The organism is Kocuria tytonicola (assembly GCF_003687455.1).
Lineage (GTDB): Bacteria > Actinomycetota > Actinomycetes > Actinomycetales > Micrococcaceae > Kocuria > Kocuria tytonicola.
The window spans coordinates 1-20,993 of the sequence record NZ_PHOA01000015.1 but is presented as its reverse complement, the minus strand read 5'-3'; the positions used below and the strand labels follow the sequence as shown (position 1 = coordinate 20,993).

General features: G+C 71.4%; 18 protein-coding genes. 9 read left to right on the top strand and 9 right to left on the bottom strand.

The window, feature by feature from the left end:
- Positions 1-70 precede the first annotated feature (70 nt).
- From CWC38_RS03435 to CWC38_RS03425, 3 genes are all read left to right on the top strand, one after another.
- The gene (locus CWC38_RS03435) at positions 71-1,069 is read left to right on the top strand and encodes an ABC transporter ATP-binding protein (RefSeq protein ID WP_206059846.1); all 999 of its coding nucleotides are present in this window, start codon (positions 71-73) and stop codon (positions 1,067-1,069) included.
- Positions 1,066-1,866: an ABC transporter permease gene (locus CWC38_RS03430; RefSeq protein ID WP_121845429.1), complete on the top strand. Its 801-nt coding sequence runs from the start codon at positions 1,066-1,068 to the stop codon at positions 1,864-1,866. The genes CWC38_RS03435 and CWC38_RS03430 overlap by 4 nt, the downstream gene beginning before the upstream one ends.
- 92 nt (positions 1,867-1,958) lie before the next feature.
- On the top strand, positions 1,959-2,984 hold the full coding sequence (locus tag CWC38_RS03425; protein ID WP_121845428.1) for a COX15/CtaA family protein: 1,026 nt from the start codon (positions 1,959-1,961) through the stop codon (positions 2,982-2,984).
- 94 nt (positions 2,985-3,078) lie between these two features.
- On the opposite strand, the gene CWC38_RS03420 is transcribed toward CWC38_RS03425, so the two are convergent.
- Together CWC38_RS03420 and CWC38_RS03415 are read right to left on the bottom strand one after the other, a co-directional pair.
- Complete coding sequence (locus tag CWC38_RS03420; protein WP_121845427.1) at positions 3,079-4,029, bottom strand: dihydrodipicolinate synthase family protein; 951 nt, start codon at positions 4,027-4,029, stop codon at positions 3,079-3,081.
- Positions 4,030-4,101: 72 nt separating this feature from the next.
- Positions 4,102-4,998, bottom strand: coding sequence for a heme o synthase (locus CWC38_RS03415; protein ID WP_121845440.1), 897 nt, complete (start codon positions 4,996-4,998; stop codon positions 4,102-4,104).
- Between the two features lie 476 nt (positions 4,999-5,474).
- On the opposite strand from CWC38_RS03415, the gene tkt reads away from it, so the two are divergent.
- The 6 genes from tkt (at position 5,475) to pgl (ending at position 13,988) form a co-directional block, all read left to right on the top strand.
- Positions 5,475-7,586 carry a transketolase gene (gene tkt, locus CWC38_RS03410; RefSeq protein ID WP_121845426.1) on the top strand — a complete coding sequence of 704 codons (2,112 nt, stop codon included), beginning with the start codon at positions 5,475-5,477 and terminating at the stop codon, positions 7,584-7,586.
- A gap of 107 nt (positions 7,587-7,693) precedes the next feature.
- Positions 7,694-8,800, top strand: a complete 1,107-nt coding sequence (tal, locus tag CWC38_RS03405; protein WP_121845425.1) for a transaldolase — start codon at positions 7,694-7,696, stop codon at positions 8,798-8,800.
- A 137-nt stretch (positions 8,801-8,937) separates the two neighbouring features.
- Positions 8,938-10,542 (top strand): phosphoglucose isomerase-related protein, encoded by a 1,605-nt coding sequence (locus CWC38_RS03400; protein WP_121845424.1) that lies wholly within the window; start codon positions 8,938-8,940, stop codon positions 10,540-10,542.
- A 37-nt stretch (positions 10,543-10,579) separates the two neighbouring features.
- Positions 10,580-12,118 (top strand): glucose-6-phosphate dehydrogenase, encoded by a 1,539-nt coding sequence (gene zwf, locus CWC38_RS03395; protein WP_121845423.1) that lies wholly within the window; start codon positions 10,580-10,582, stop codon positions 12,116-12,118.
- Positions 12,115-13,203, top strand: a complete 1,089-nt coding sequence (locus CWC38_RS03390) for a glucose-6-phosphate dehydrogenase assembly protein OpcA (protein WP_240625025.1) — start codon at positions 12,115-12,117, stop codon at positions 13,201-13,203. The genes zwf and CWC38_RS03390 overlap by 4 nt, the downstream gene beginning before the upstream one ends.
- Positions 13,200-13,988 (top strand): 6-phosphogluconolactonase, encoded by a 789-nt coding sequence (pgl, locus tag CWC38_RS03385; RefSeq protein ID WP_121845421.1) that lies wholly within the window; start codon positions 13,200-13,202, stop codon positions 13,986-13,988. Before CWC38_RS03390 ends, pgl begins: the two co-directional genes overlap by 4 nt.
- Before the next feature lie 80 nt (positions 13,989-14,068).
- Here pgl and secG read toward each other — a convergent pair whose 3' ends face one another.
- From secG to rapZ, 7 genes are all read right to left on the bottom strand, one after another.
- Positions 14,069-14,323: a preprotein translocase subunit SecG gene (secG, locus tag CWC38_RS03380; protein WP_121845420.1), complete on the bottom strand. Its 255-nt coding sequence runs from the start codon at positions 14,321-14,323 to the stop codon at positions 14,069-14,071.
- Positions 14,324-14,591: 268 nt separating this feature from the next.
- A complete protein-coding gene (gene tpiA / locus CWC38_RS03375; protein WP_121845419.1) occupies positions 14,592-15,407 on the bottom strand; it encodes a triose-phosphate isomerase in 816 nt (271 codons plus the stop codon).
- Positions 15,408-15,448: 41 nt separating this feature from the next.
- Entirely contained in the window at positions 15,449-16,672 is a 1,224-nt protein-coding gene (locus CWC38_RS03370) for a phosphoglycerate kinase (protein WP_121845418.1), read from the bottom strand.
- A gap of 86 nt (positions 16,673-16,758) precedes the next feature.
- Entirely contained in the window at positions 16,759-17,766 is a 1,008-nt protein-coding gene (gene gap, locus CWC38_RS03365; RefSeq protein ID WP_121845417.1) for a type I glyceraldehyde-3-phosphate dehydrogenase, read from the bottom strand.
- Between the two features lie 235 nt (positions 17,767-18,001).
- Positions 18,002-18,994, bottom strand: a complete 993-nt coding sequence (gene whiA / locus CWC38_RS03360; RefSeq protein WP_121845416.1) for a DNA-binding protein WhiA — start codon at positions 18,992-18,994, stop codon at positions 18,002-18,004.
- Positions 18,995-19,045: 51 nt separating this feature from the next.
- Entirely contained in the window at positions 19,046-20,119 is a 1,074-nt protein-coding gene (locus CWC38_RS03355; protein WP_121845415.1) for a gluconeogenesis factor YvcK family protein, read from the bottom strand.
- A 27-nt stretch (positions 20,120-20,146) separates the two neighbouring features.
- Positions 20,147-20,992 (bottom strand): RNase adapter RapZ, encoded by an 846-nt coding sequence (gene rapZ / locus CWC38_RS03350; protein WP_240625024.1) that lies wholly within the window; start codon positions 20,990-20,992, stop codon positions 20,147-20,149.
- Between the last annotated feature and the right edge of the window lies 1 nt (position 20,993).

The following is a 20,993-nucleotide window of genomic DNA, read 5'->3' as shown; positions in this document are numbered from 1 at the left end:
GCTGGGAGAGCCCTGACAACTGGGCCGTCGTACCGGGTCCCGGCGGGTGCGTGCGTTCTAGACTGTCCGGGTGCCCACGCAGTCCGAGTCCCAGACCTCCCGCACCACGCCCCCCGATCCCGACGCCGCGGCGCTGCGCGTCAGCGACCTCGTCAAGACCTTCCAGGGGCGGGGCGAACCGGTCCACGCGGTGCGCGGGCTGAGCCTGGCGGCGCACGCCGGGCGGATCACGGCCCTGCTCGGGGCCAACGGCGCGGGCAAGACCACCACGCTGCAGTGCGCCCAGGGGCTCCAGCGCCCCACCTCCGGCACCGTGCGGCTGCTCGGCGCGGATCCGTGGCGCGCCTCTCCGGACCTGCGCGCGCGCGTGGGCGTCATGCTGCAGGACGGCGGACTCCCCCAGGCCGTCCGCCCCGGTGAGCTGCTGCGGCACGTGAGCCGCCTCTACGCGGACCCGGCCCCGGTGGACGAGCTCGTGGGCGTCCTGGGCATCGGATCGTTCCTCGGCACCCCCGTGCGGCGCCTGTCCGGCGGACAGAAGCAGCGGGTGGCGCTCGCGGCGGCCCTCGTGGGCCGCCCCGAGGTGCTCTTCCTGGACGAGCCGTCCGCGGGGCTGGACCCCCGCTCGCGGCAGCTGGTCTTCGACCTGGTGCAGCGGCTGCGGGACCAGGGCACGTGCATCATCCTCACCACCCACCTCATGGACGACGCCGCCCGGCTCGCCGACTACGTCTACATCGTGGACCGGGGAACGGTGGCCGTCCAGGGAACCGTGGCGGAGCTCGTGAGCGCCCAGCGGGATGCCCCCCTCGTGATGAGCGTGACCCTTGCCCCGCAGCACGCGGCCGCCCTGCGGGCGGACCCGCCGTGGCGCAGCCCCGACTTCGCGGGGGTCGAGTGGACCGTGAAGGACCGCACCGTGACCCTCAGCGGTCCCCTGACCCCGGAGCTCGTGCGTGAGATGACCGCGTGGGCCACCCGGGACGACACCCTGCCGGAGGCGATGAGCGTGCAACCCCGATCACTGGAGGACGTGTTCCTGGAGGTCTCCGGGCGGGATGCCCGATGAGCGCCCCGGCGCAGACCGCGGCGTCCGGCCCCGAGCCCGCGGGGCGGCGTCGTGCCGCGTCCCTGGCCCGGCGCGTGCTGGCGCAGGCACGCTTCGAGACCATGACCATGGTGCGCAACGGGGAGCAGCTGCTGCTGCTCGTGATCCTGCCGGTCCTGGCGCTCGTGGCACTGACCGCCACGGACCTGCTGGATCCCTACCGCACGGGAGACGCCTCACGGGCGGACGTGGCCGTGCCCGGCATCCTGGTGCTGTGCGTGCTCTCCAGCGCGTTCTCCGGGCAGGGCATCCAGACCGGGTTCGACCGGCGCTACGGCGTGCTGAGGTACCTCTCCACCACTCCCCTGGGGCGCGGCGGGCTGATTACGGGCAAGCTGCTCGCGATCCTCGCGGTGCTCGCCCTGCAGTACCTCCTGGTGGCCGCCGTGGCCCTGTGGCTCGGCTGGGACCCGTCCCCCGGCGCCGTGCTGAGCTCCCTGCCCCTGCTGGTCCTCGTGGCGCTCACCTTCACGGGGCTGGGGCTGCTCATCGCCGGGACCCAGCGCGCCGAGGCCACCCTGGCCGTGCTCAACGTCGTCTGGGTGGCACTCGCGGCCGGTGGCGGCGTGATCTTCCCCGCCGCCTCCCTGCCCGGCTGGCTCTCGTGGCTCGTGGGCTGGCTGCCGTCCGCCGCGGCCGGGGACGCGCTGCGGGCGTGCTTCCTGGAGGGCACCGTGCCGGTCGCGTCCGTGATCGTGCTGGCCGTGTGGGCCGGGCTCAGCTGGGCGGCCACGGTCAAGTGCTTCAAGTGGGTGTGAGGCCCGCCTCCTGCCCGGTTTCCCAGGGGATTCGCACGCGCACGTCGCTACACTGGGAGGGTCCCGTCCCGACTGCCCCTGGATGCTCCGCCATGTCTGACACCGCACCCCGTCTCGCCACCGATTCCTTCTGGTGGCCGCGCACCGTGACCCCGTGGGTGCGCGGACTCGCGATCGCGTCCCTGCTGGCGAACACGCTGCTCGTCTTCACGGGCGGGCTCGTGCGGCTCACCGGCTCCGGGCTGGGCTGCCCCACGTGGCCGCGCTGCACGGCGGACTCCTGGACCAACACCTCCGAGATGGGCATCCACGGCGTCATCGAGTTCGGCAACCGGCTGCTGACTTTCGTGCTCACGGTCGTGGCGGTGCTGACGTTCCTGTCTGTGCTGCGGCTGCGCCACTCGCACCCCAAGCTCTTCCGGCTCGCCCTGTACCTGCTGATCGGCATCCCCGTCCAGGCCGTGGTGGGCGGCGTGCTCGTGCACCTGGACCTGCACCCCCTCCTCGTGGGCATGCACTACTTCCTCTCCGCGATCATGATCAGCCTCTCCACCCTGCTCGTGCTCAACACGCGGCGCGAGGGTCTCTCCGTGGTGGCCCACGACCAGCGCCCCGGTCAGCTCCACGGCCAGGAGAAGCTCGTCCGTGCGCTCGCCGTGGTCACCGGTCTGATCTCCGCCGTGATCCTCTACCTGGGCACGCTCGTCACGGGCACCGGCCCCCACGCCGGGGACCAGGACAGCGCGCGCCTCGCGTTCGACTCCGTGGACATCGCGCGCGCCCACGCCGTGCCCGTCTACCTGCTCACGTTCACCGTGGTCGCGGGAATGGTGCTCTGCACCGTGAAGTCCCTGCCGCGTGTACTGCGCACCGCGTACGCGGTCATGGCGCTGGTGATCGTGGCGCAGGGTGCCGTGGGCTACTACCAGTACCTGCACCAGGTCCCGGTGCCCGCGGTCTCCCTCCACATGGTGCTCTCCGCGGCCCTCATCTGGGCGGCCACGCGCGTGGTGTCCATCAGCTTCTACCTGGCCGCCGACTCGCACGAGCACGCCGCTCCCGTGGATCTCGGCGGCGCCGCCAGGGCTCCACTGGGAGACGTCCAGCCCGTTCGCTGACGACGCCGCGCTCCCCCGCCAGACGCCGTCCGTCACCCCCGGCAGGCCCCGGCGACTGCTGTGGCCCCGGAGGGTGCCACGGCCCCGGTGACCGCTACGGCACCGGCGGGTGCTGCGGCCCCGGCACGTGCTGGGGCGAGGACGACGGCGCCGCGTCCCGCAGCCGGGCCACGGCCTCCGCGAGTGCCCGCTTCCCGTGCGAGGGGATCGGGAGCAGCGGCCGTCGCGGCGCCCCGGTGCGCACACCGCAGACCTCCGCCAGGGCGTAGAGCACCGACAGGGGCCGCTCCCGGCCCATGAGTTGCATGAGCGGCCGCAGGGCCTCCGCCCACGCGACGGCCTCCGCCTCGCGTCCCTCGAGCACCGCACGGTGGTACGCCACGAACTGCGGAGCGAGCAGGGCCGCCATGCCGCTGTGCCACGCGGCCACGGGGTGCTCGTCCACGATCAGCTGGTCCCGGCTCACGCCGTGCACGGTCCCCGGCTCCGCCTGCTGGGCGAACAGCAGCTGCCGGGAGTGGAACAGGCGCCCCGAGCTCGCGGTGTCCTTGAACGCCACGACGCTGTCCAACCAGGAGAGCTCCGCCGCGAGCTCCACGGGATAGGTGAAGCCGGTGGTGGAGGGGTTGTTGTAGAGGCACAGCGGGAGCGAGACCGCCGAGGCCACGGTCTCCACCTGGTCCGCGATCTCCGGGGACACCAGCGGCACGTAGCTCACCGGGCTCAGCACGAGACCGTCCGCGCCGTTGTTCTCCGCGGAGTAGGCGAGCTGCAGCACCTCTCGGGTGGTGACCGCCGAGATCCCCACCCCCACCGGTGTGCCGGAGCCCGCGGCTGCCCGTACTGCGGTGCGCACCACCTCGGCCCGCTCGTTGGCGTCGAGGTACGCGAAGAGCCCCGAGGTCCCGAGCACCACGATCCCGTCCACCCCGCTGCGCGCGAGGGTGGCCACGCTGCGCTCGAGGCTGTCCAGATCGAGGGCCCCGCCCGGGAGGAGCGGGGTCACGGGGTAGGCGGTGACGCCGGAGAAGGTCATGGCGAGCATGACCACCAGTTTAGGTGACCCTTACCCGCGGGGCGGACCGGGCGGCGTCGTGCGCCCCCACGCGGCCACGTGTCAGAGGAGGGGACCGCCCACGAACGGGTCCAGGGCCACGCCCACGAAGACGAAGGTGATGTAGGCGATGGACGCGTGGAACACGTACATGGCCTGCTTCAGCGTGGGCCGCCCCGTGCGGGCGAGGCCGTGGAGCTTGTGGCAGTGGTAGGTGAACCAGGCCCCGGAGACCAGCGCGATCACCGCGTAGACCCAGCCCGCGCCGCCCACGGGAACAAGCAGCAGGGAGCAGATCACGGTGGCCCACGCGTAGAGCACCACCTGGGCGCCCACCGTGCGGGCGGTGTCCACCGCACCCAGCATGGGGACGCCGGCGCGGGAGTAGTCCTCCGCGTACTTCATGGACAGGGGCCAGTAGTGCGGCGGGGTCCACAGGAAGATGAACGCGAACAGCACGAGCGCGGGCCACTCCAGGGTGCCGCGGACGGCGGCCCAGCCGATGAGCACGGGCATGCAGCCGGCGATCCCGCCCCACACGATGTTCTGGGCGGTCCGTCGCTTGAGGATGATCGAGTAGAATACGGCGTAGAGGGCGATGGCCACGACGCCCAGGACGCCGCACAGCACGCTCACCCCCAGGGTGAGCCATGCCACGGCCACCACGGAGAGCACCCACGCGAACACGAGGGCCTCGCGGTCGCTGACCTCGCCCGTGACGAGGGGCCGCTTGGCGGTGCGCCGCATGAGCCGGTCCTCGTTGCGGTCGATGTAGCAGTTGAACGCCCCCGCGGCCCCCGCCGCGAGGGCGCCGCCCACCAGCGTGTTGAGCACGAGCCACAGGGCCGGGACGCCCTGCTGGGCGAAGAACATGGTGGGGATCGTGGAGACGAGCAGCAGCTCGATGATCCGGGGCTTCGTGAGCGCCACGTACGCCCTGACCTTGCGGCCCGCCGTCATGGGCCCCTCGTACCCCACCGGGGCGACCTCCGCGATCCGCGTTCCGGTCACTCCGTGCCGGTGCGACGCGGGGGACCCGGAGGACTCCGGGTGCGTGGCGGTGTCGAGGTGGTTCACGGAATCAGTGCTCCAAAGAACGTGGGTGGCCCGCGCCGGCCGCGGGAGTGTCCGGGGTGGGACGAGCCGTGCCCGCGCCGACGCCCGGTCACCAGTATAGCCGCCGACCCCCGCCGGCAGCGGCGGGTGCAGGCGTGCGCGTGCCGGTGCCCGATCACCGGCCACCAGCCCGCGAGCCGGTAGCGAGCTGCACCCGTGCGCGTGCCGGTGCCCGCCCCGGGAGTCTCGTGCGCCACTCGTCCCTGACGAGCACCGCCCACCGGGACTAAGGTTGAGCGCGGAACCCGCGTTCCGGATCCGCCGCGCGGCGGCGGCCGGGCGCACCGCACACCCCACACCCAGGAAAGGGGCTCGCCACCGTGCCGAACCTTGATCAACCGTTGAACTGGACCGAGCAGGACGCGCGCGCGGTGGACACCGCCCGCGTGCTCGCCGCGGACGCCGTGCAGAAGGTGGGCAACGGCCACCCCGGCACCGCCATGTCCCTGGCGCCCGTGGCATACCTGCTGTTCCAGAAGGTCATGCGGCACGATCCCTCGGACGACCGCTGGACGGGCCGCGACCGCTTCATCCTCTCCCCCGGCCACACGTCCCTGACGCTGTACCTGCAGCTGTTCTTCTCCGGCTACGGCCTGGAGATGTCGGACCTCGAGTCCCTGCGCACGTGGGGCTCCAAGGTTCCCGGCCACCCCGAGTACCGCCACACCACGGGCGTGGAGATCACCACGGGTCCGCTGGGCCAGGGCCTCGCCTCCTCGGTGGGCTTCGCGTACGCCCAGCGCTACACCCGCGGTCTCTTCGACGCCGACGCCGCCCAGGGCACCTCCCCGTTCGACCACCACGTCTTCGTCATCGCCTCCGACGGCGACCTGCAGGAGGGCATCACCTCCGAGGCGTCCTCCCTCGCGGGCACGCAGCAGCTCGGCAACCTCGTGGTGATCTACGACGACAACAAGATCTCCATCGAGGACGACACCAACGTCGCGTTCAACGAGGACGTCCTGGCGCGCTACGAGGCGTACGGCTGGCACACCGCCCGCGTGGACTGGCGCAACGGGGGCGAGTACAAGGAGGACGTGGAGGCGCTGTACGACGCCGTCGTGGCGGCCACCAGGGTCACCGACAAGCCCTCGCTCATCGCGCTCAGCACCATCATCGGCTGGCCGTCCCCCAACAAGCAGAACACCGGCGGCGTCCACGGCTCCGCCCTCGGCGCGGACGAGGTCGCGGCCACCAAGGAGATTCTCGGCTTCGACCCCGAGAAGTCGTTCCAGATCGAGCCCGAGATCCTCGCCCACGTGCGCGAAGTGGCCGAGCGCGGCAAGCAGGAGCGTGCCGAGTGGGAGAAGTCCTTCGAGCAGTGGCGCGGCACCCACCCGGAGAAGGCGGAGCTCTACGACCGCATCAAGAACCAGGAGCTGCCCGAGGGCTACGCGGACGCCTTCCCCACGTTCCCGGCTGGCAAGGCCGTGGCCACCCGCAAGGCCTCCGGCCAGGTGATCAACGCCATTGCGGACACCTTCCCGGAGCTGTGGGGCGGATCCTGCGACCTGGCGGGGTCCAACAACACCACGATCGACAGTGCGGACTCGTTCATCCCTGAGGACCGTTCCACCGCCAAGTGGACCGGTTCCCCCTACGGCCGCGTGCTGCACTTCGGCATCCGCGAGCACGCCGCGGCAGCCATCGTCAACGGCATCGTGATGAGCAGCCAGACCCGGGCCTACTCGGGCACGTTCCTCATCTTCTCGGACTACCAGCGCCCGGCGGTGCGCCTGGGTGCGCTCATGAAGGTGCCCTCCATCTACGTGTGGACCCACGACTCGATCGGCCTGGGCGAGGACGGCCCCACGCACCAGCCCGTGGAGCAGCTGTCCTCCCTGCGCGCGATCCCGGGGCTCGACGTCGTGCGCCCCGCGGACGCCAACGAGACCTCCGTGGCGTGGCGGACCGTGATGGAGAACCACGAGCACCCGGCGGGCATCGCGCTCACGCGCCAGGACCTGCCCACGCTCGCACGTGCGGACCTGCACCAGGACGCCGAGGGCGAGAAGTTCGCCTCCGCCGAGGGCGTGGCCCGCGGCGGCTACGTGCTCGCGGACACCGAGGGAACCCCGGACGTCGTCCTCATCGGCACCGGCTCCGAGGTCCACCTGGCGCTGGAGGCGCGCGAGCAGCTCAGGGCCCAGGGCGTGGCCGCCCGCGTGGTGTCCATGCCGTGCCGCGAGTGGTTCGACGCCCAGGACGCGCAGTACCGGGAGTCCGTGATCCCCGCGGCCGTGAAGGCCCGCGTGAGCGTGGAGGCCGGCATCCGGATGTCCTGGAACGACCTCCTGGGCGATGCCGGACGAGCCGTCTCCCTCGAGCACTTCGGGGAGTCCGCGGACTACGAGACGCTGTACCGCGAGTTCGGCATCACCGCCGAGGCCGTGGCGGAGGCCGCGCAGGAGTCCATCGCGGCCGCCCGCTGACCCACTGGAACCATCCCGCGGGCGGGGGCGCACGTCCCCGCCCGCGGGTGCCACACCTTCCCCGCTGCGGCACACGCGCCGCGCGACACCCTCAACCGGAGGCACACATGACCACTCCCACCCAGAAGCTCTCGGACGCCGGCGTCTCCATCTGGCTCGACGACCTGTCCCGCCAACGGCTGACCAGCGGCAACCTGCAGGAACTGATCGACACCAAGAACGTGGTGGGTGTGACTACCAACCCCACGATCTTCGCGGCCGCGCTCGCGGACGGCGAGTCCTACCGCGAGCAGGTGGCCGAGCTGGCCGCGGCCGGGACCTCCGTGGACGACGCCGTCTTGCGCATCACCACGGACGACGTCCGTGACGCGTGCGACCTCTTCGCCCCCGTGGCCGAGGCCACCCAGGGAGTGGACGGCCGGGTGTCCATCGAGGTGGACCCGCGCCTGGCCCAGGACGCGGACGCCACCTCCGCGATGGCGCAGAAGCTCTCGCAGACGATCGACCGCCCGAACGCGCTCATCAAGATCCCCGCCACGGAGAAGGGCCTGCCCTCGATCGCCGCCACCATCGCGGAGGGCATCTCCGTGAACGTGACCCTGATCTTCTCCCTGGACCGCTACCGCGGCGTGGTCAACGCGTACATGGAGGGCCTGGAGCAGGCGCTCGAGAACGGCAAGGACCTCTCCACCATCCACTCCGTGGCGTCCTTCTTCGTCTCCCGCGTGGACACCGAGTTCGACAAGCGCCTGGACGCCGTGGGCACGGACGAGGCCGCGGCGCTCAAGGGTCGCTCGGGGCTCGCGAACGCCCGTCTGGCCTACCAGGTCTACGAGCAGGCCCTGGAGACCGAGCGCTGGAAGCGCCTCGCGGCCGCCGGGGCCAACCCGCAGCGTCCGCTGTGGGCCTCCACGGGCGTCAAGGACCCGAACCTCCCGGACACCCTCTACGTGACCGAGCTCGTGGCACCCAACACGGTGAACACCATGCCGGAGAAGACCCTGGACGCGACCTTCGACCACGCGGAGGTCACCGGGGACACGGTCACGGGCACGTACGAGGACGCCACCGCCGTGCTCAACGCCGTGGCCGAGCAGGGCGTGTCCTACCAGGAGGTCGTGGAGCAGCTGGAGGCCGAGGGGCTGCAGAAGTTCGACGCCTCGTGGGACGAGCTGCTGGCCACCGTGCGCACCGCGCTCGACGAGGCCCGCTGAGCCCACACCCACCGAGCACCACCCGCTGCCCGGCAGGCAGCACCGCACCGGGGTCCGCCCCCGAGAACACCACTCGAGGCTCTCGGGCCCCGGCGCCCCGCACCCCCGTCCACACCGTCAGTCCGAGGAGGCTCACCGTGAGTTCATTGTCATTGCAGGCGTCCGGTTTTGCGCGCGAGGCCGTCGACACCCACGTGCCGCGCCTGGTCACCGAGAAGTTCGCGTCGAAGCTCTTCGACCAGGACCCCACCCTGTGGGGCCCGGCCGCGGAGGAGGAAGCTGCCGTGCGCCTCGGATGGACCGAGGCCGCGACCGTGTCCCGGCCGCTGGTGCCCGAGATCATGGAGCTGCGTGACGACTTCGCCCGGGAGGGTGTCACCCGCTTCGTGCTCGCGGGCATGGGCGGTTCCTCCCTGGCCCCCGAGGTGATCACCCGCAGCGCCGGGGTGGAGCTGTTCGTGCTGGACTCCACGGACCCGGAGATGGTGTCCAAGGCCCTCACGGACCTGGAGCACACCGCACTGGTGGTGTCCTCCAAGTCCGGGTCCACGGTGGAGACGGACTCCGCCCGTCGCGTCTTCCTGGAGGCGTTCGAGAAGGCCGGGATCGACGCGCCCTCCCGCATCGTGGTGGTCACGGACCCCGGATCCCCCATGGACACGGCCTCACGCGAGGCGGGCTACCGGAAGACCTTCAACGCCGACCCGAACGTGGGTGGCCGGTTCTCCGCGCTCACCGCCTTCGGGCTCGTGCCCTCCGGCCTCGCCGGGGTGGACATCGCGGCCCTGCTCGACGACGCCGAGGAGGCCGCCGAGATGCTGCGCGAGGACGACGAGAACAACATGGGACTGCAGCTCGGCGCGGCGCTGGGCGGCACCGATCCCCTGCGGGACAAGATCGTCCTGGTGAACCAGGGCGCGCCCTTCGTGGGCTTCGCGGACTGGGCGGAGCAGCTGATCGCCGAGTCCACGGGCAAGTCCGGCACCGGTGTGCTGCCCGTGGTCGTGGACGGGTCCGCGCCCGAGCTCACCTCGGATGCGTCCGACGTGCTCGTGGTCTCCCTCGTGGACGAGGACGCCATGGACCTCACCGCAGAGCAGGGCGTGCGCGTGGCGGGCTCGCTGAGCGGGCTGATGCTCGCCTTCGAGGTGGCCATCGCCGTGTCCGGGCGGCTGCTCGGCATCGACCCCTACAACCAGCCGGACGTGGAGTCCGCGAAGGCCGCCACGCGCGAGCTGCTCGCGGCCTCGCCCGAGCCCTCCCCCGCAGCCGCCACGGACGGCGCGATCGAGATCCGCGGTGACGAGGCGCTGCTGGGCGGTGCCACCACCGTGCGGGACGCCCTCGCGTCGCTGCTCTCCCGGCTGCCGGAGGACGGCTACGTGAGCGTCCAGGCGTACTTCGACCGGCTGGGCTGGCCCCAGCTCGAGTCCGTGCGGGACGAGCTCGCGCGGCGCACGGGACGTCCCGTGACCTTCGGGTGGGGGCCGCGCTTCCTGCACTCCACGGGCCAGTACCACAAGGGCGGCCCCGCGCAGGGCGTGTACCTGCAGATCACGGCCGCGACCGGCACGGACGTGGACATCCCCGGCATCCCTTTCACGTTCGGCGAGCTGATCGGCGCGCAGGCGGACGGCGACGCCGCGGTGCTGGCGGAGCACGACCGTCCCGTGCTGCGGCTGCGCCTCACGGACCGGGCGGCCGGGGTGGCACAGCTGCTCGAGGTCGCCTCGGCGCTCTGAGCCCTCCTCCACCGAACTGCGACCGGACAGGAACCCCGTGCCCGACACCTCACACCAGAACCCCCTGCGGGACCCGAACGACAGGCGCCTGACCCGCGTGGCCGCACCCTCGGCGCTGGTCCTGTTCGGGGTCACCGGCGACCTCGCCAAGAAGAAGCTGCTGCCGGCCATGTACGACCTCGCGAACCGCAGCCTGCTGCCCCCGGCGTTCTCGCTGGTGGGCTTCGGGCGGCGGGACTGGGACGACGCCCAGTTCGCGGAGTACGTCAAGGAGAACGTCACCCAGCACGCCCGCACGCCCTACAACGAGGACCTGTGGAACCAGTTCGCCTCGGGGCTGCGGTTCGTGCACGGCGAGTTCGACGACGACGACGCGTACGACCGCCTCGCGCAGACCCTCGACGAGCTGGACCGGGACCGCGGGACGCGTGGCAACCACGCGTTCTACCTGTCCATCCCGCCCAAGGCGTTCGAGGTGGTGTGCCAGCAGCTTGCCGACCACGACCTCGCGGACAGTGAGGACTGCACGGGCTGGCGCCGCGTGGTCATCGAGAAGCCTTTCGGCCACGACCTCGAGTCCGCCCGGGAGCTCAACGCGATCGTGGAGCGGGTGTTCCGCGCCGACAGCGTGTTCCGCATCGACCACTACCTGGGCAAGGAGACGGTGCAGAACATCCTGGCGCTGCGCTTCGCCAACCAGATGTTCGAGCCCCTGTGGAACGCCCGGTACGTGGACCACGTGCAGATCACCATGGCGGAGGAGATCGGCATCGGCTCCCGCGCCGGGTACTACGACGGTGTGGGAGCGGCCCGGGACGTGATCCAGAACCACCTGCTGCAGCTGCTCGCGCTCACGGCCATGGAGGAGCCCGCGTCCTTCTCCGCCCACCACCTGCGCCGGGAGAAGGCCAAGGTGCTGGAGTCCGTGGTGCTGCCCGAGGACCTCGGCGAGCACTCGGCGCTCGGCCAGTACACGTCCGGGCTGCAGGGCGGCGAGTTCGTGAAGGGCTTCCACGAGGAGAGCGACATCCCCGCTGACTCCCGGACGGAGACGTTCGCCGCGTTGCGCGTGGACATCAACAACCGCCGGTGGGCCGGGGTGCCGTTCTACCTGCGCGCCGGCAAACGGCTGGGGCGGCGCGTCACGGAGATCGCCGTGGCGTTCAAGAAGTCCCCCAACCTGCTGTTCCGGGACACGGACCACGGGGAGTTCGGGCAGAACGCGATCGTGATCCGGATCCAGCCGGACGAGGGAGTGACCATCCGCTTCGGCTCCAAGGTTCCCGGCACGCAGTCCGAGATCCGGGACGTCACCATGGACTTCGGCTACGGCCACGCGTTCACGGAGTCCAGCCCGGAGGCCTACGAGCGGCTCATCTTCGACGTGCTGCTCGGCGAGCCCCCGCTGTTCCCGGACCACTCCGAGGTGGAGCAGTCCTGGAAGATCCTGGACCCCTTCGAGCAGTACTGGGCCGAGCACCGGATCGTGCCCGAACCCTACGAACCAGGGTCCTGGGGACCCGCAGCCGCCCACGAGCTCATGGCCCGTGACGGACGTGTCTGGAGGCGACCGTGATAGTCGACATGGAGAACACCACCGCGGCCAGGATCGAGAAGAAGCTCAACCAGCTGCGGGACGAGAACGGCGTGGTGACCCTGGGACGCGTGCTCACGCTCGTGATCCTGGCACGGGCCGGACACTCCGAGATGGCGGTGGAGGCCGCCAACTACGCGAGCCACGAGCACCCGTGCCGGATCATCGTGCACGTGGCGCACTCTGCCACGGACGAGACCCGTCTGGACGCCCAGCTGCGCATGGGCGGGGACGCCGGGGCCTCCGAGGTCATCCTGCTGCACGGCTACGGCGATCTCGCCGAGCCCACGGAGACCCTGGTCTCCGCCCTGCTGCTGCCGGACGCGCCCATCGTGGCGTGGTGGCCGCACGACTTCCCCGAGAACCCCAGCGGCAGCTCCATCGGCCGGATCGCGCACCGTCGCATCACGGACTCGGCCCGCGCCGATGATCCGTTCGCCTCGCTCGCCCAGCTGTCCCGGCAGTACACCCCCGGTGACACGGACCTGGCATGGACGCGGGTCACCAACTGGCGCGTGCAGCTCGCCGCCGTGCTGGACCAGGTGGGCCCGGTGGCCGTCCGCGAGATCGTGCTGGAGGGCGCCGCCGTGGCCCCGTCCATGCTGCTGCTGGGCGTGTGGCTGTCCAGCAAGCTCGACGCCCCCGCAACCATCGTGGGTGACGAGTCCCGCCGCGCCCTGGACCGCGTGGCGCTCGTGACGGACGACGGCGTGGTGGAGCTCGACCGCCCCGGACGCACCGTCGCGGTGCTGACCCAGCCGGGGCAGCCCGAGCAGCAGATCGCCATGCCCGTGCGGGACCTCAACGCCTGCCTCGCGGAGGAGCTGCGGCGCCTGGACGCGGACGAGGTCTACGGCGAGGTGATCACGAACGGTCTCGCCAGCGCACGGATCACCACCCGCTCGGCCGACGGCACGGAGGTCACCACGTCCCTCGACGAGGCCCTGTCCGCGGCCGGGGACCGTGCCCAGGACTCGCCCGCCGTGCCGGACGAGGAGCCGGGCGCCATGCGGCGCGCCCAGCCCGGCTGCGTCGTGGGATCCGGCGCCGGAGAGGACGGCGCGTGAACGGCCGGGAGCGTCCCGAACCCCGTCTCGTGCCCCACGACGGCGCCGAGCGGCTCGCACGCGACACGGCGCGCCGCGTCCTGGAGGTTCTCGAGAGCGCGCAGGACGAGCGCGGTGAGGCCACCCTGCTGCTCACGGGCGGCAGCATGGGCACCAGAGTGGTCGAGGAGCTCGCCCGGCAGCCGGAGGTCCAGGCCGTGGACTGGTCCCGCGTGAACGTGTGGTGGTCCGACGAACGCTTCCTGCCCGGGGCGGACTCCGAGCGCAATGGCGTGCAGGCCGCGGACGCGTGGGACGACTCCCTGGAGCTGGACTGGGACCGCGTGCACCCCGTGGCCGGGTCGGACGAGATCGAGTCGGCTGCGGCGGCCGCCGAGGACTACCGGGAGGAGCTCGCCGCGGCCGCCGAGATGGAGGGCACCCCCGGCGCACTGCCCCGCTTCGACGTGGCCCTGCTGAGCCTCGGGCCGGACACGCACGTGGCGTCCCTCTTCCCGGGACGGCAGGACGTGCTGCGCTCGGACCGGACCGTGTTCGCCGTGGCGGACTCCCCCAAGCCGCCGCCCACGCGCGTGACACTGTCGCTGCCGGCCATCAACTCCGCCGACCGCGTGTGGCTGCTGGTCTCCGGGACCGCCAAGGCGGGGGCCCTCGCCGCGGTGCGGCGTCCCGGTGCGACCCCGGTGGAAGCACCCGGAAGCGCCGTGCGCGGTGTCCACGAGACGTTGTGGCTCGTCACCGAGGACGCCCTGCCCGGGGTGCCCGAGGATCCGACGCCGAACTGAGCACCCCCCCCGTCACGACGACGCCGCCCCCGACCGTTCCCGGTCGGGGGCGGCGTCGTCGTGCCACCGGTCCGGTGCGCTCAGGCCACCGGTGCGCTGAAGCGCAGGAGCAGGGCGTAGCCCACGATGGACAGCGCCCACACGATGGCCAGCACGGTGGTGATCCGCACCACGTTCTTCTGCGCGGCCCCCGAGGTGTTCAGCGACTGGGTCATGCCGCCGCCGAACATGTCGGAGAGACCGCCGCCCTTGCCCTTGTTGAGCAGGACGAACATGATGCACAGGATGCTGGTGACCACGATGAGCACCTGCAGGACGATCTGGAGGATCTCCACGAATTGCCTCGATTCACGGGTTCTCGGAGAAGCTGACGGGGCCGCGGCCCAGCACCGGGACGTGCCCGGGCGGTGCCACGACGGAGGAATCTGCCACCAGTTTACAGCCCGAGCCCGGACGCCCGCGGCAGGCCCCTCGGTGCGTGCTGCCGCGGGGAGACTCCGGGCGGGGACACGGGGCGGCACCCGCCCCGGAGAACACCGCCGTCCCGCGCCGTGGGGAGTGCCACGGGGCGGGGCGGCGGCGCTGTGCTGAAGCGGTCTGGAATCAGCCGGTGACCAGGTGCTGCTCGAACCGGGCGATCTTGGCGAACTCCTCGGCGTCGAGGCTCGCGCCGCCCACCAGGGCGCCGTCCACGTCCGCGCCGGAGAGGATGGAGGCCACGTTGGAGGACTTCACGGAGCCGCCGTAGAGGATGCGGGTGACCCGGGCGAAGTCCTCGCCGTACAGGGAGCCCAGTTCCTCGCGGATGGCGTGGCACATCTCCTGGGCGTCCTCCGGACCGGCCACCTCGCCGGTGCCGATGGCCCAGACGGGCTCGTAGGCCACCACGAGACCCTCGAGCTCCCCCGCGGAGAGCTCGTCGAGGCTTCCCCGCAGCTGCTCAAGGCTGTAGCTCACGTGGTTGCCGGCCTGGCGCTCGTCGAGCCCCTCGCCCACGCACAGCATGGGGGTCAGGCTGTGCCGGACGGCCGCGCGGACCTTGTCCCGGCACAACCGGTCCGACTCCTCGTGGATGCTGCGGCGCTCCGAGTGGCCCACGAGCGCGTAGGTGCACCCGAGCTTGGCGAGGAACTGACCGGAGACGTCCCCGGTGTAGGCACCCGAGTCCTGGTCGGAGAGGTCCTGTGCCCCGTAGCGGATCTGCAGCCCGTCCCCCTCCACGAGGGACTGCACCGAGCGCAGGTCCGTGAACGGCGGGAACACCGCGACCTCCACACGGGAGAAGTCGTGCTTGGCGTCCTTCAGGGTCCACGCGAGCTTCTGCAGCAGCGCGATCCCCTGCGTGTGGTCCATGTTCATCTTCCAGTTGCCCGCGATCAGGGGCGTGCGGTCGAAAGCACCGTTGGTCTGCGTGGTCATGCTCGTCCTCCTCGGTTCGGCGTGTGGTTCAGGTGGCGGACTCAGGCCCCCAGCGCGACGACGCCGGGCAGCTCCTTGCCTTCGATGAACTCGAGCGATGCGCCGCCGCCGGTGGAGATGTGGCCGAACTGTTCGTCGCGGTAGCCCAGGTTGCGCACGGCGGAGGCGGAGTCGCCGCCGCCGATCACGCTCATGGCGTCGGACGTGGCCAAGGCCTCGGCCACGGCCCTGGTGCCCCCGGCGAACGCCGCCATCTCGAACACGCCCACGGGGCCGTTCCAGAACACGGTCTTCGCGCCGGCGATCCTCTCGGCGAAAATCGTGGCGGACTCGGGTCCGATGTCCAGGCCCAGCCCGGATTCGCCGATCTCCCCGCCCTCGATGTCCGCGACGGGGCGCACCTCGTGCTCGGCGTCCTCGGCGAAGCGCGCGGCGTAGACCACGTCCACGGGCAGCACGATCTCCGTGCCCGCGCTCTCGGCGCGGTCCAGGTAGCCCTTCACGGTCTCGATCTGGTCCTGCTCCAGCAGGGAGGAGCCCACGGAGTAGCCCTGGGCGGCGAGGAACGTGAACACCATGCCGCCGCCGATCAGCAGGGAGTCCGCCTTGCCGATCAGGTTGTCGATCACCGCGAGCTTGTCGGAGACCTTGGAGCCCCCCATGACCACCACGAACGGGCGCTCGGGATCGGAGATGACCTTGCTCAGGACGCCCACCTCGGTCTTCACGAGGTCACCCAGGTAGCCGGGCAGCACGCGCGCGACGTCGTAGACGGACGCGTGCTTGCGGTGCACGGCGCCAAAGGCGTCGTCCACGTAGGCGCCGTTCTCACCGGTGAGCGCCGCGAGCTCGCGCGCGAAGGCCTCGCGTTCGGCGTCGTCCTTGGAGGTCTCGCGGGGGTCGTAGCGCACGTTCTCCAGGACCAGGATCTGGCCGTCCTGCAGCGCCTCGGCCTTGGCCTGCGCGTCCTCGCCCACCACGTCGGTGGCGACGACGACCGGCACGTCCGCGAGCTCGGCCAGCCGGTCCGCGGCGGGCTTGATGGAGTACTTGGGGTCCACGGTGCCCTTGGGGCGCCCGAGGTGCGCCATCACGATGACCCGTGCGCCGGCGTGGGCGAGCTTCTCCAGGACCGGCAGGGACGCGCGCACGCGCCCGTCATCGGTCACGGTGGAACCGTCCAGAGGCACGTTGAGGTCCGAGCGCACGAGAACGCGGCGCCCCGCAACCCCCTCGGCAATGAGATCGTCCAGCGACTTGGCCATATCCGTCATCCCTTCCCTGTGGTGAACGCGTACCGACGACAATGGCGCCGGCGCCCTGGGGCACCGGCGCCACTGAACGGTCTGTGTCAGAGCTTATCCGCAACGTAGGAGACGAAGTCCACGAGCCGGATGGTGTAGCCCCACTCGTTGTCGTACCACGCGATGACCTTGACCTGGTTGTCGATCACCTTGGTCAGCGGCGCGTCGAACACGGTGGAGACGTCGTAGCCCTCGATGTCCTTGGAGACCAGGGCCTCCTCGGAGTACTCGATGATGCCCTTGAAGTCACCCTCGGCGGCCTTCTTCACGGCGGCGTTCACGGATTCCACCGTGACGTCCTCGCGCACGTCCACGGTGAGGTCCACGAGCGAGCCGGTGGGAACCGGGACGCGCACGGCGAAGCCGTCCAGCTTGCCCTTGAGCTCGGGGAGCACGAGACCCACGGCAGCGGCGGCACCGGTGGTGGTGGGGATCATGCTCAGGGCGGCGGCACGGGCGCGGCGCAGGTCCTTGTGCGGGGCGTCGTGCAGGCGCTGGTCACCCGTGTAGGCGTGGATGGTGGTCATCAGCCCGCGCTCGATGCCGAACTCGTCGTTGATGACCTTCGCCAGCGGCGCCAGGCAGTTGGTGGTGCAGGAGGCCGCGGAGACCAGGTTCATGGTGGCGGGGTCGTAGGACTCGTGGTTCACGCCGTACACGAAGGTGCCGTCCACCTCCTTGCCCGGTGCGGACAGGACGACCTTCTTGGCGCCGGCATCCAGGTGGGCCTGCATCTTGGGGCCCGTGGTGAACTTGCCGGTGGACTCCACCACGATGTCCACGCCCAGCTCGCCCCAGGGCAGCTTGGAGGGGTCGGCCTCGGCGAAGAACTTCACCTCGTGGCCGTCCACGGACATGACGTCGCCGTCCAGGGAGACGTCCGCGTTCAGACGGCCCATCACGGAGTCGAACTCGAAGAGGTGCTTGAGCGTCTCGGGATCGGTGAGGTCGTTCACGGCGACCAGCTCGATGTCGTGGCCGTGGTTGGTGTACAGCGCCCGCGCGAAGTTGCGGCCGATGCGACCGAATCCGTTGATGGCAACCTTGACTGTCACTGCGATCTCCTCTGCGTGTCGGGGTGCGGTGGACACCCGCCCGCCGGAATGTGGGAACGGAACCAATCGGCAGCAATCCCACACCCGACGTTCGTGGCGGACGGTGGCCCTCCGTCGTCTGTCAGGTCCATTCTAGCGAGAATCGGGGCCCGATGACAGTGCATTCCGAGGTGAATCGCACCTCACACGTTGATCCCACATAAACCAACATTCACCGGTCCGTCACCGCGCCCTGCTACGATCCGCGCCGCTGCTCCTGTCCGGCCTGCGCCGCGAACTCCGAGGTGGTGGCCACTCCCAGCTCCTCGGCCTTGCGGTCCGCCATGGCGAGCAGCCGCCGGATCCGGCCGGCAATTGCGTCCTTGGTGAGCGGCGGGTCCGAGAGCCGCCCGAGCTCGTCCAGGCTCGCCTGCTTGTTCGCCACGCGCAGCCGCCCCGCGGCACGCAGGTGCTCCGGGGCGTCGTCGCCCAGGACGTCCAGGGCGCGCTCCACCTTGGCCCCGGCCGTGACGGCCGCCTGCGCGGAGCGGCGGAGGTTGGCGTCGTCGAAGTTGGCGAGCCGGTTGGCCGTGGCCCGCACCTCCTTGCGCATGCGGCGGTCCTCCCACTGCAGCAGTGCGCGGTGGGCCCCCAGCCGGGTGAGCAGGGCGGCAATCGTGTCCCCGTCCCGCACGACGACGCGGTCCACGCCGCGCACCTGGCGCGCCTTGGCGAGCACGTCCAGACGGCGGGCGGAGCCCACGAGCGCCAGCGCGGCCTCGGGCCCGGGGCACGTGAACTCCATGGCGGCCGCACGGCCCGGCTCCGTGAGCGAGCCGTGGGCCAGGAACGCGCCGCGGATCACTGCAGCGGACTCCTCGGTGCTGCCGTTGACCACCGTGGGCGGCAGACCACGCACCGGGCGCCCGTGGGCGTCAAGCAGCCCCGTGCGCCGCGCGAGGGCCTCGCCGTCACGGGCGACCCGGACCACCCACGAGCGGTCACGCCGCAGACCGCCGCCGCTGATCACGCCGAGCTCGCAGTCGTGGCCGAAGACCTCCCCCACCGTGCGCGCCGCGCGCCGGGCCACGGATTCCGTGTCGAGCTCCGCCTCCACCACGATGCGTCCGCCCACGATGTGCAGTCCTCCCGCGAAGCGCAGCAGCGCGGACAGCTCCGCCGCCCGCACCGCGGACTTGCGCACCTGCAGGTGGGCGAGTTCTTCCTTGACCGAGGCGGTCAATGCCATAGACGTCGATCTCCTTGCCGAGTACGGGCGGTGCGGACGGGACGGACCCGCTCAGCGCTCCGCGTTCATGATCTGCTGGTAGGCCGCGGCCAGTTTGAAAGGGTTGTGCACCGAGCTGCCGTCCTTGTCCCGCAGCGAGTCCCAGTGCACCACGGCACCGAGCTGGGCGGCCGCGGCCTCCACGTCCTTGGGGGACTCCGCCGCGGAGGGGTCTGCGAGCACCACGTCCAGGCGGAGGTCCGGGGCGTAGCGCTGCAGGATCCGCAGCTGGTCCCCCGATCCCATGCTGAGGGTCTCCGAGTCACGGGACAGGTTCAGGGTGACCAGGCGCCTGGCCGGGGACGCGCAGATGGCGTCCCGCAGCTGCGGGAGCAGCAGGTGCGGCAGCACCGAGGTGTGCCACGAGCCGGGGCCGAGCACCACCCAGGAAGCCTCCTCGATCGCGCTCACGGCCTCGGGGCACGCCGGGGCGTCCTGGGGAGACAGCCGCACGTTGCAGACGTCCGCCTCCTTGGCCAGCCGGGACTGGCCCGTGACCGTGCGGGTGACGGACTCGGGCGGGCAGGCCACCGTGGGGCTGCTGCCCGGGGACACGTCCCCCTCGATCACGAGCGGCACGCAGCTCATGGGCAGCACCTGGCCGCGGGCCCCGAGCAGGGCCCCGGCCCAGCGCAGCCCCTCCACGGGGTCGCCGAGCAGCTCCCACAGGGTGACGATCAGCAGGTTGCCCAGGGCGTGGTTGTCCAGGCCCTCGTCCGGGTGCGCCTTGACGCTGAAGCGGTGCTGCATCACGTCGCTCCACGTCCGGCCCCACTGCGAGTCGTCGCACAGGGCGGCCAGGGCCATCCTCAGGTCCCCCGGGGGCAGCACGCCGAGGTCGTCGCGCAGCCGCCCGGACGAGCCGCCGTCGTCCGCGACGGTGACCACCGCCGTGAGCGCGGGGGCCAGTAGCCGCAGGGCGGAGAGGCTCGCGGAGAGACCGTGGCCGCCGCCGAGGGCCACCACGGAGTCGGCGTCCGTGAGGGCGTCCCGGGCGGCGGGGTCCAGGGAGTGGTAGGGGTCCACGTCCCGCCGGCTGCTCAGCGGCAGCCGGGGCAGTGCGCCCGTGGTGGGAAAGGTGCTCATGGTTTCCGTAACGTCTGGGGGTCGGGACTACTCGCGGCCCATGTCCCGGTGCTGGAGGTTGACGGTCACACGCGGGGACTTGCTGAGCCGGCGGGCCACTTCCTCGGTGATCGCCACTGAACGGTGCTTGCCACCCGTGCAGCCGATGGCAATGGTGGCGTAGTGCTTGCTCTCGTTGCGGTATCCCGCGAAAACCGGTTCGAGCATGGCCACGAAACGGTCCACGAAGGTCTGCGCGCCCTCGGTGGCGAACACGTAGTCCCGCACCTCGGGGTCCTTGCCCGTGCGGGGACGCAGGGCGGGCACCCAGTGCGGATTGGGGATGAAGCGGACGTCGGCCACGTAGTTGGCGTCCGCGGGCACCCCGTACTTGAAGCCGAAGCTCATGACCGTGAGGCGCAGCACCACGGGACCGCTCGTGGAGAACATGTCCGCCACGGCCTTGGTGAGGGCGTGGACGTTGAAGGACGTGGTGTCCAGCACGGAGTCCGCGGTCTCCCGCAGGTCCCGCAGCAGCTCCCGCTCGGCTCTGATGCCGTCCAGGATCCGCCCGCCCGCCTGCAGGGGGTGCGGCCGTCGCTGCAGCTCGTAGCGGGAGACGAGCACCTCGTCAGAGGCCTCGAGGAACAGCACGGAGAACTCCACGCCGGAGGTCTCCAGGGCCGCCAGGGTCTCCTTCATGTCGTTGAACAGCGCCTTGCCGCGCACGTCGATCACCACTGCCAGCCTGGGCAGGGTCTGCGGGGTGCGGGAGGCCAGGTCCGCCAGGGTTCCCAGCATCTGCGGGGGCAGGTTGTCCACGACGTACCAGCCCTGGTCCTCCAGGGCGTTCGCGGCAGTGGAGCGCCCGGCACCGGACATCCCCGTGACGATC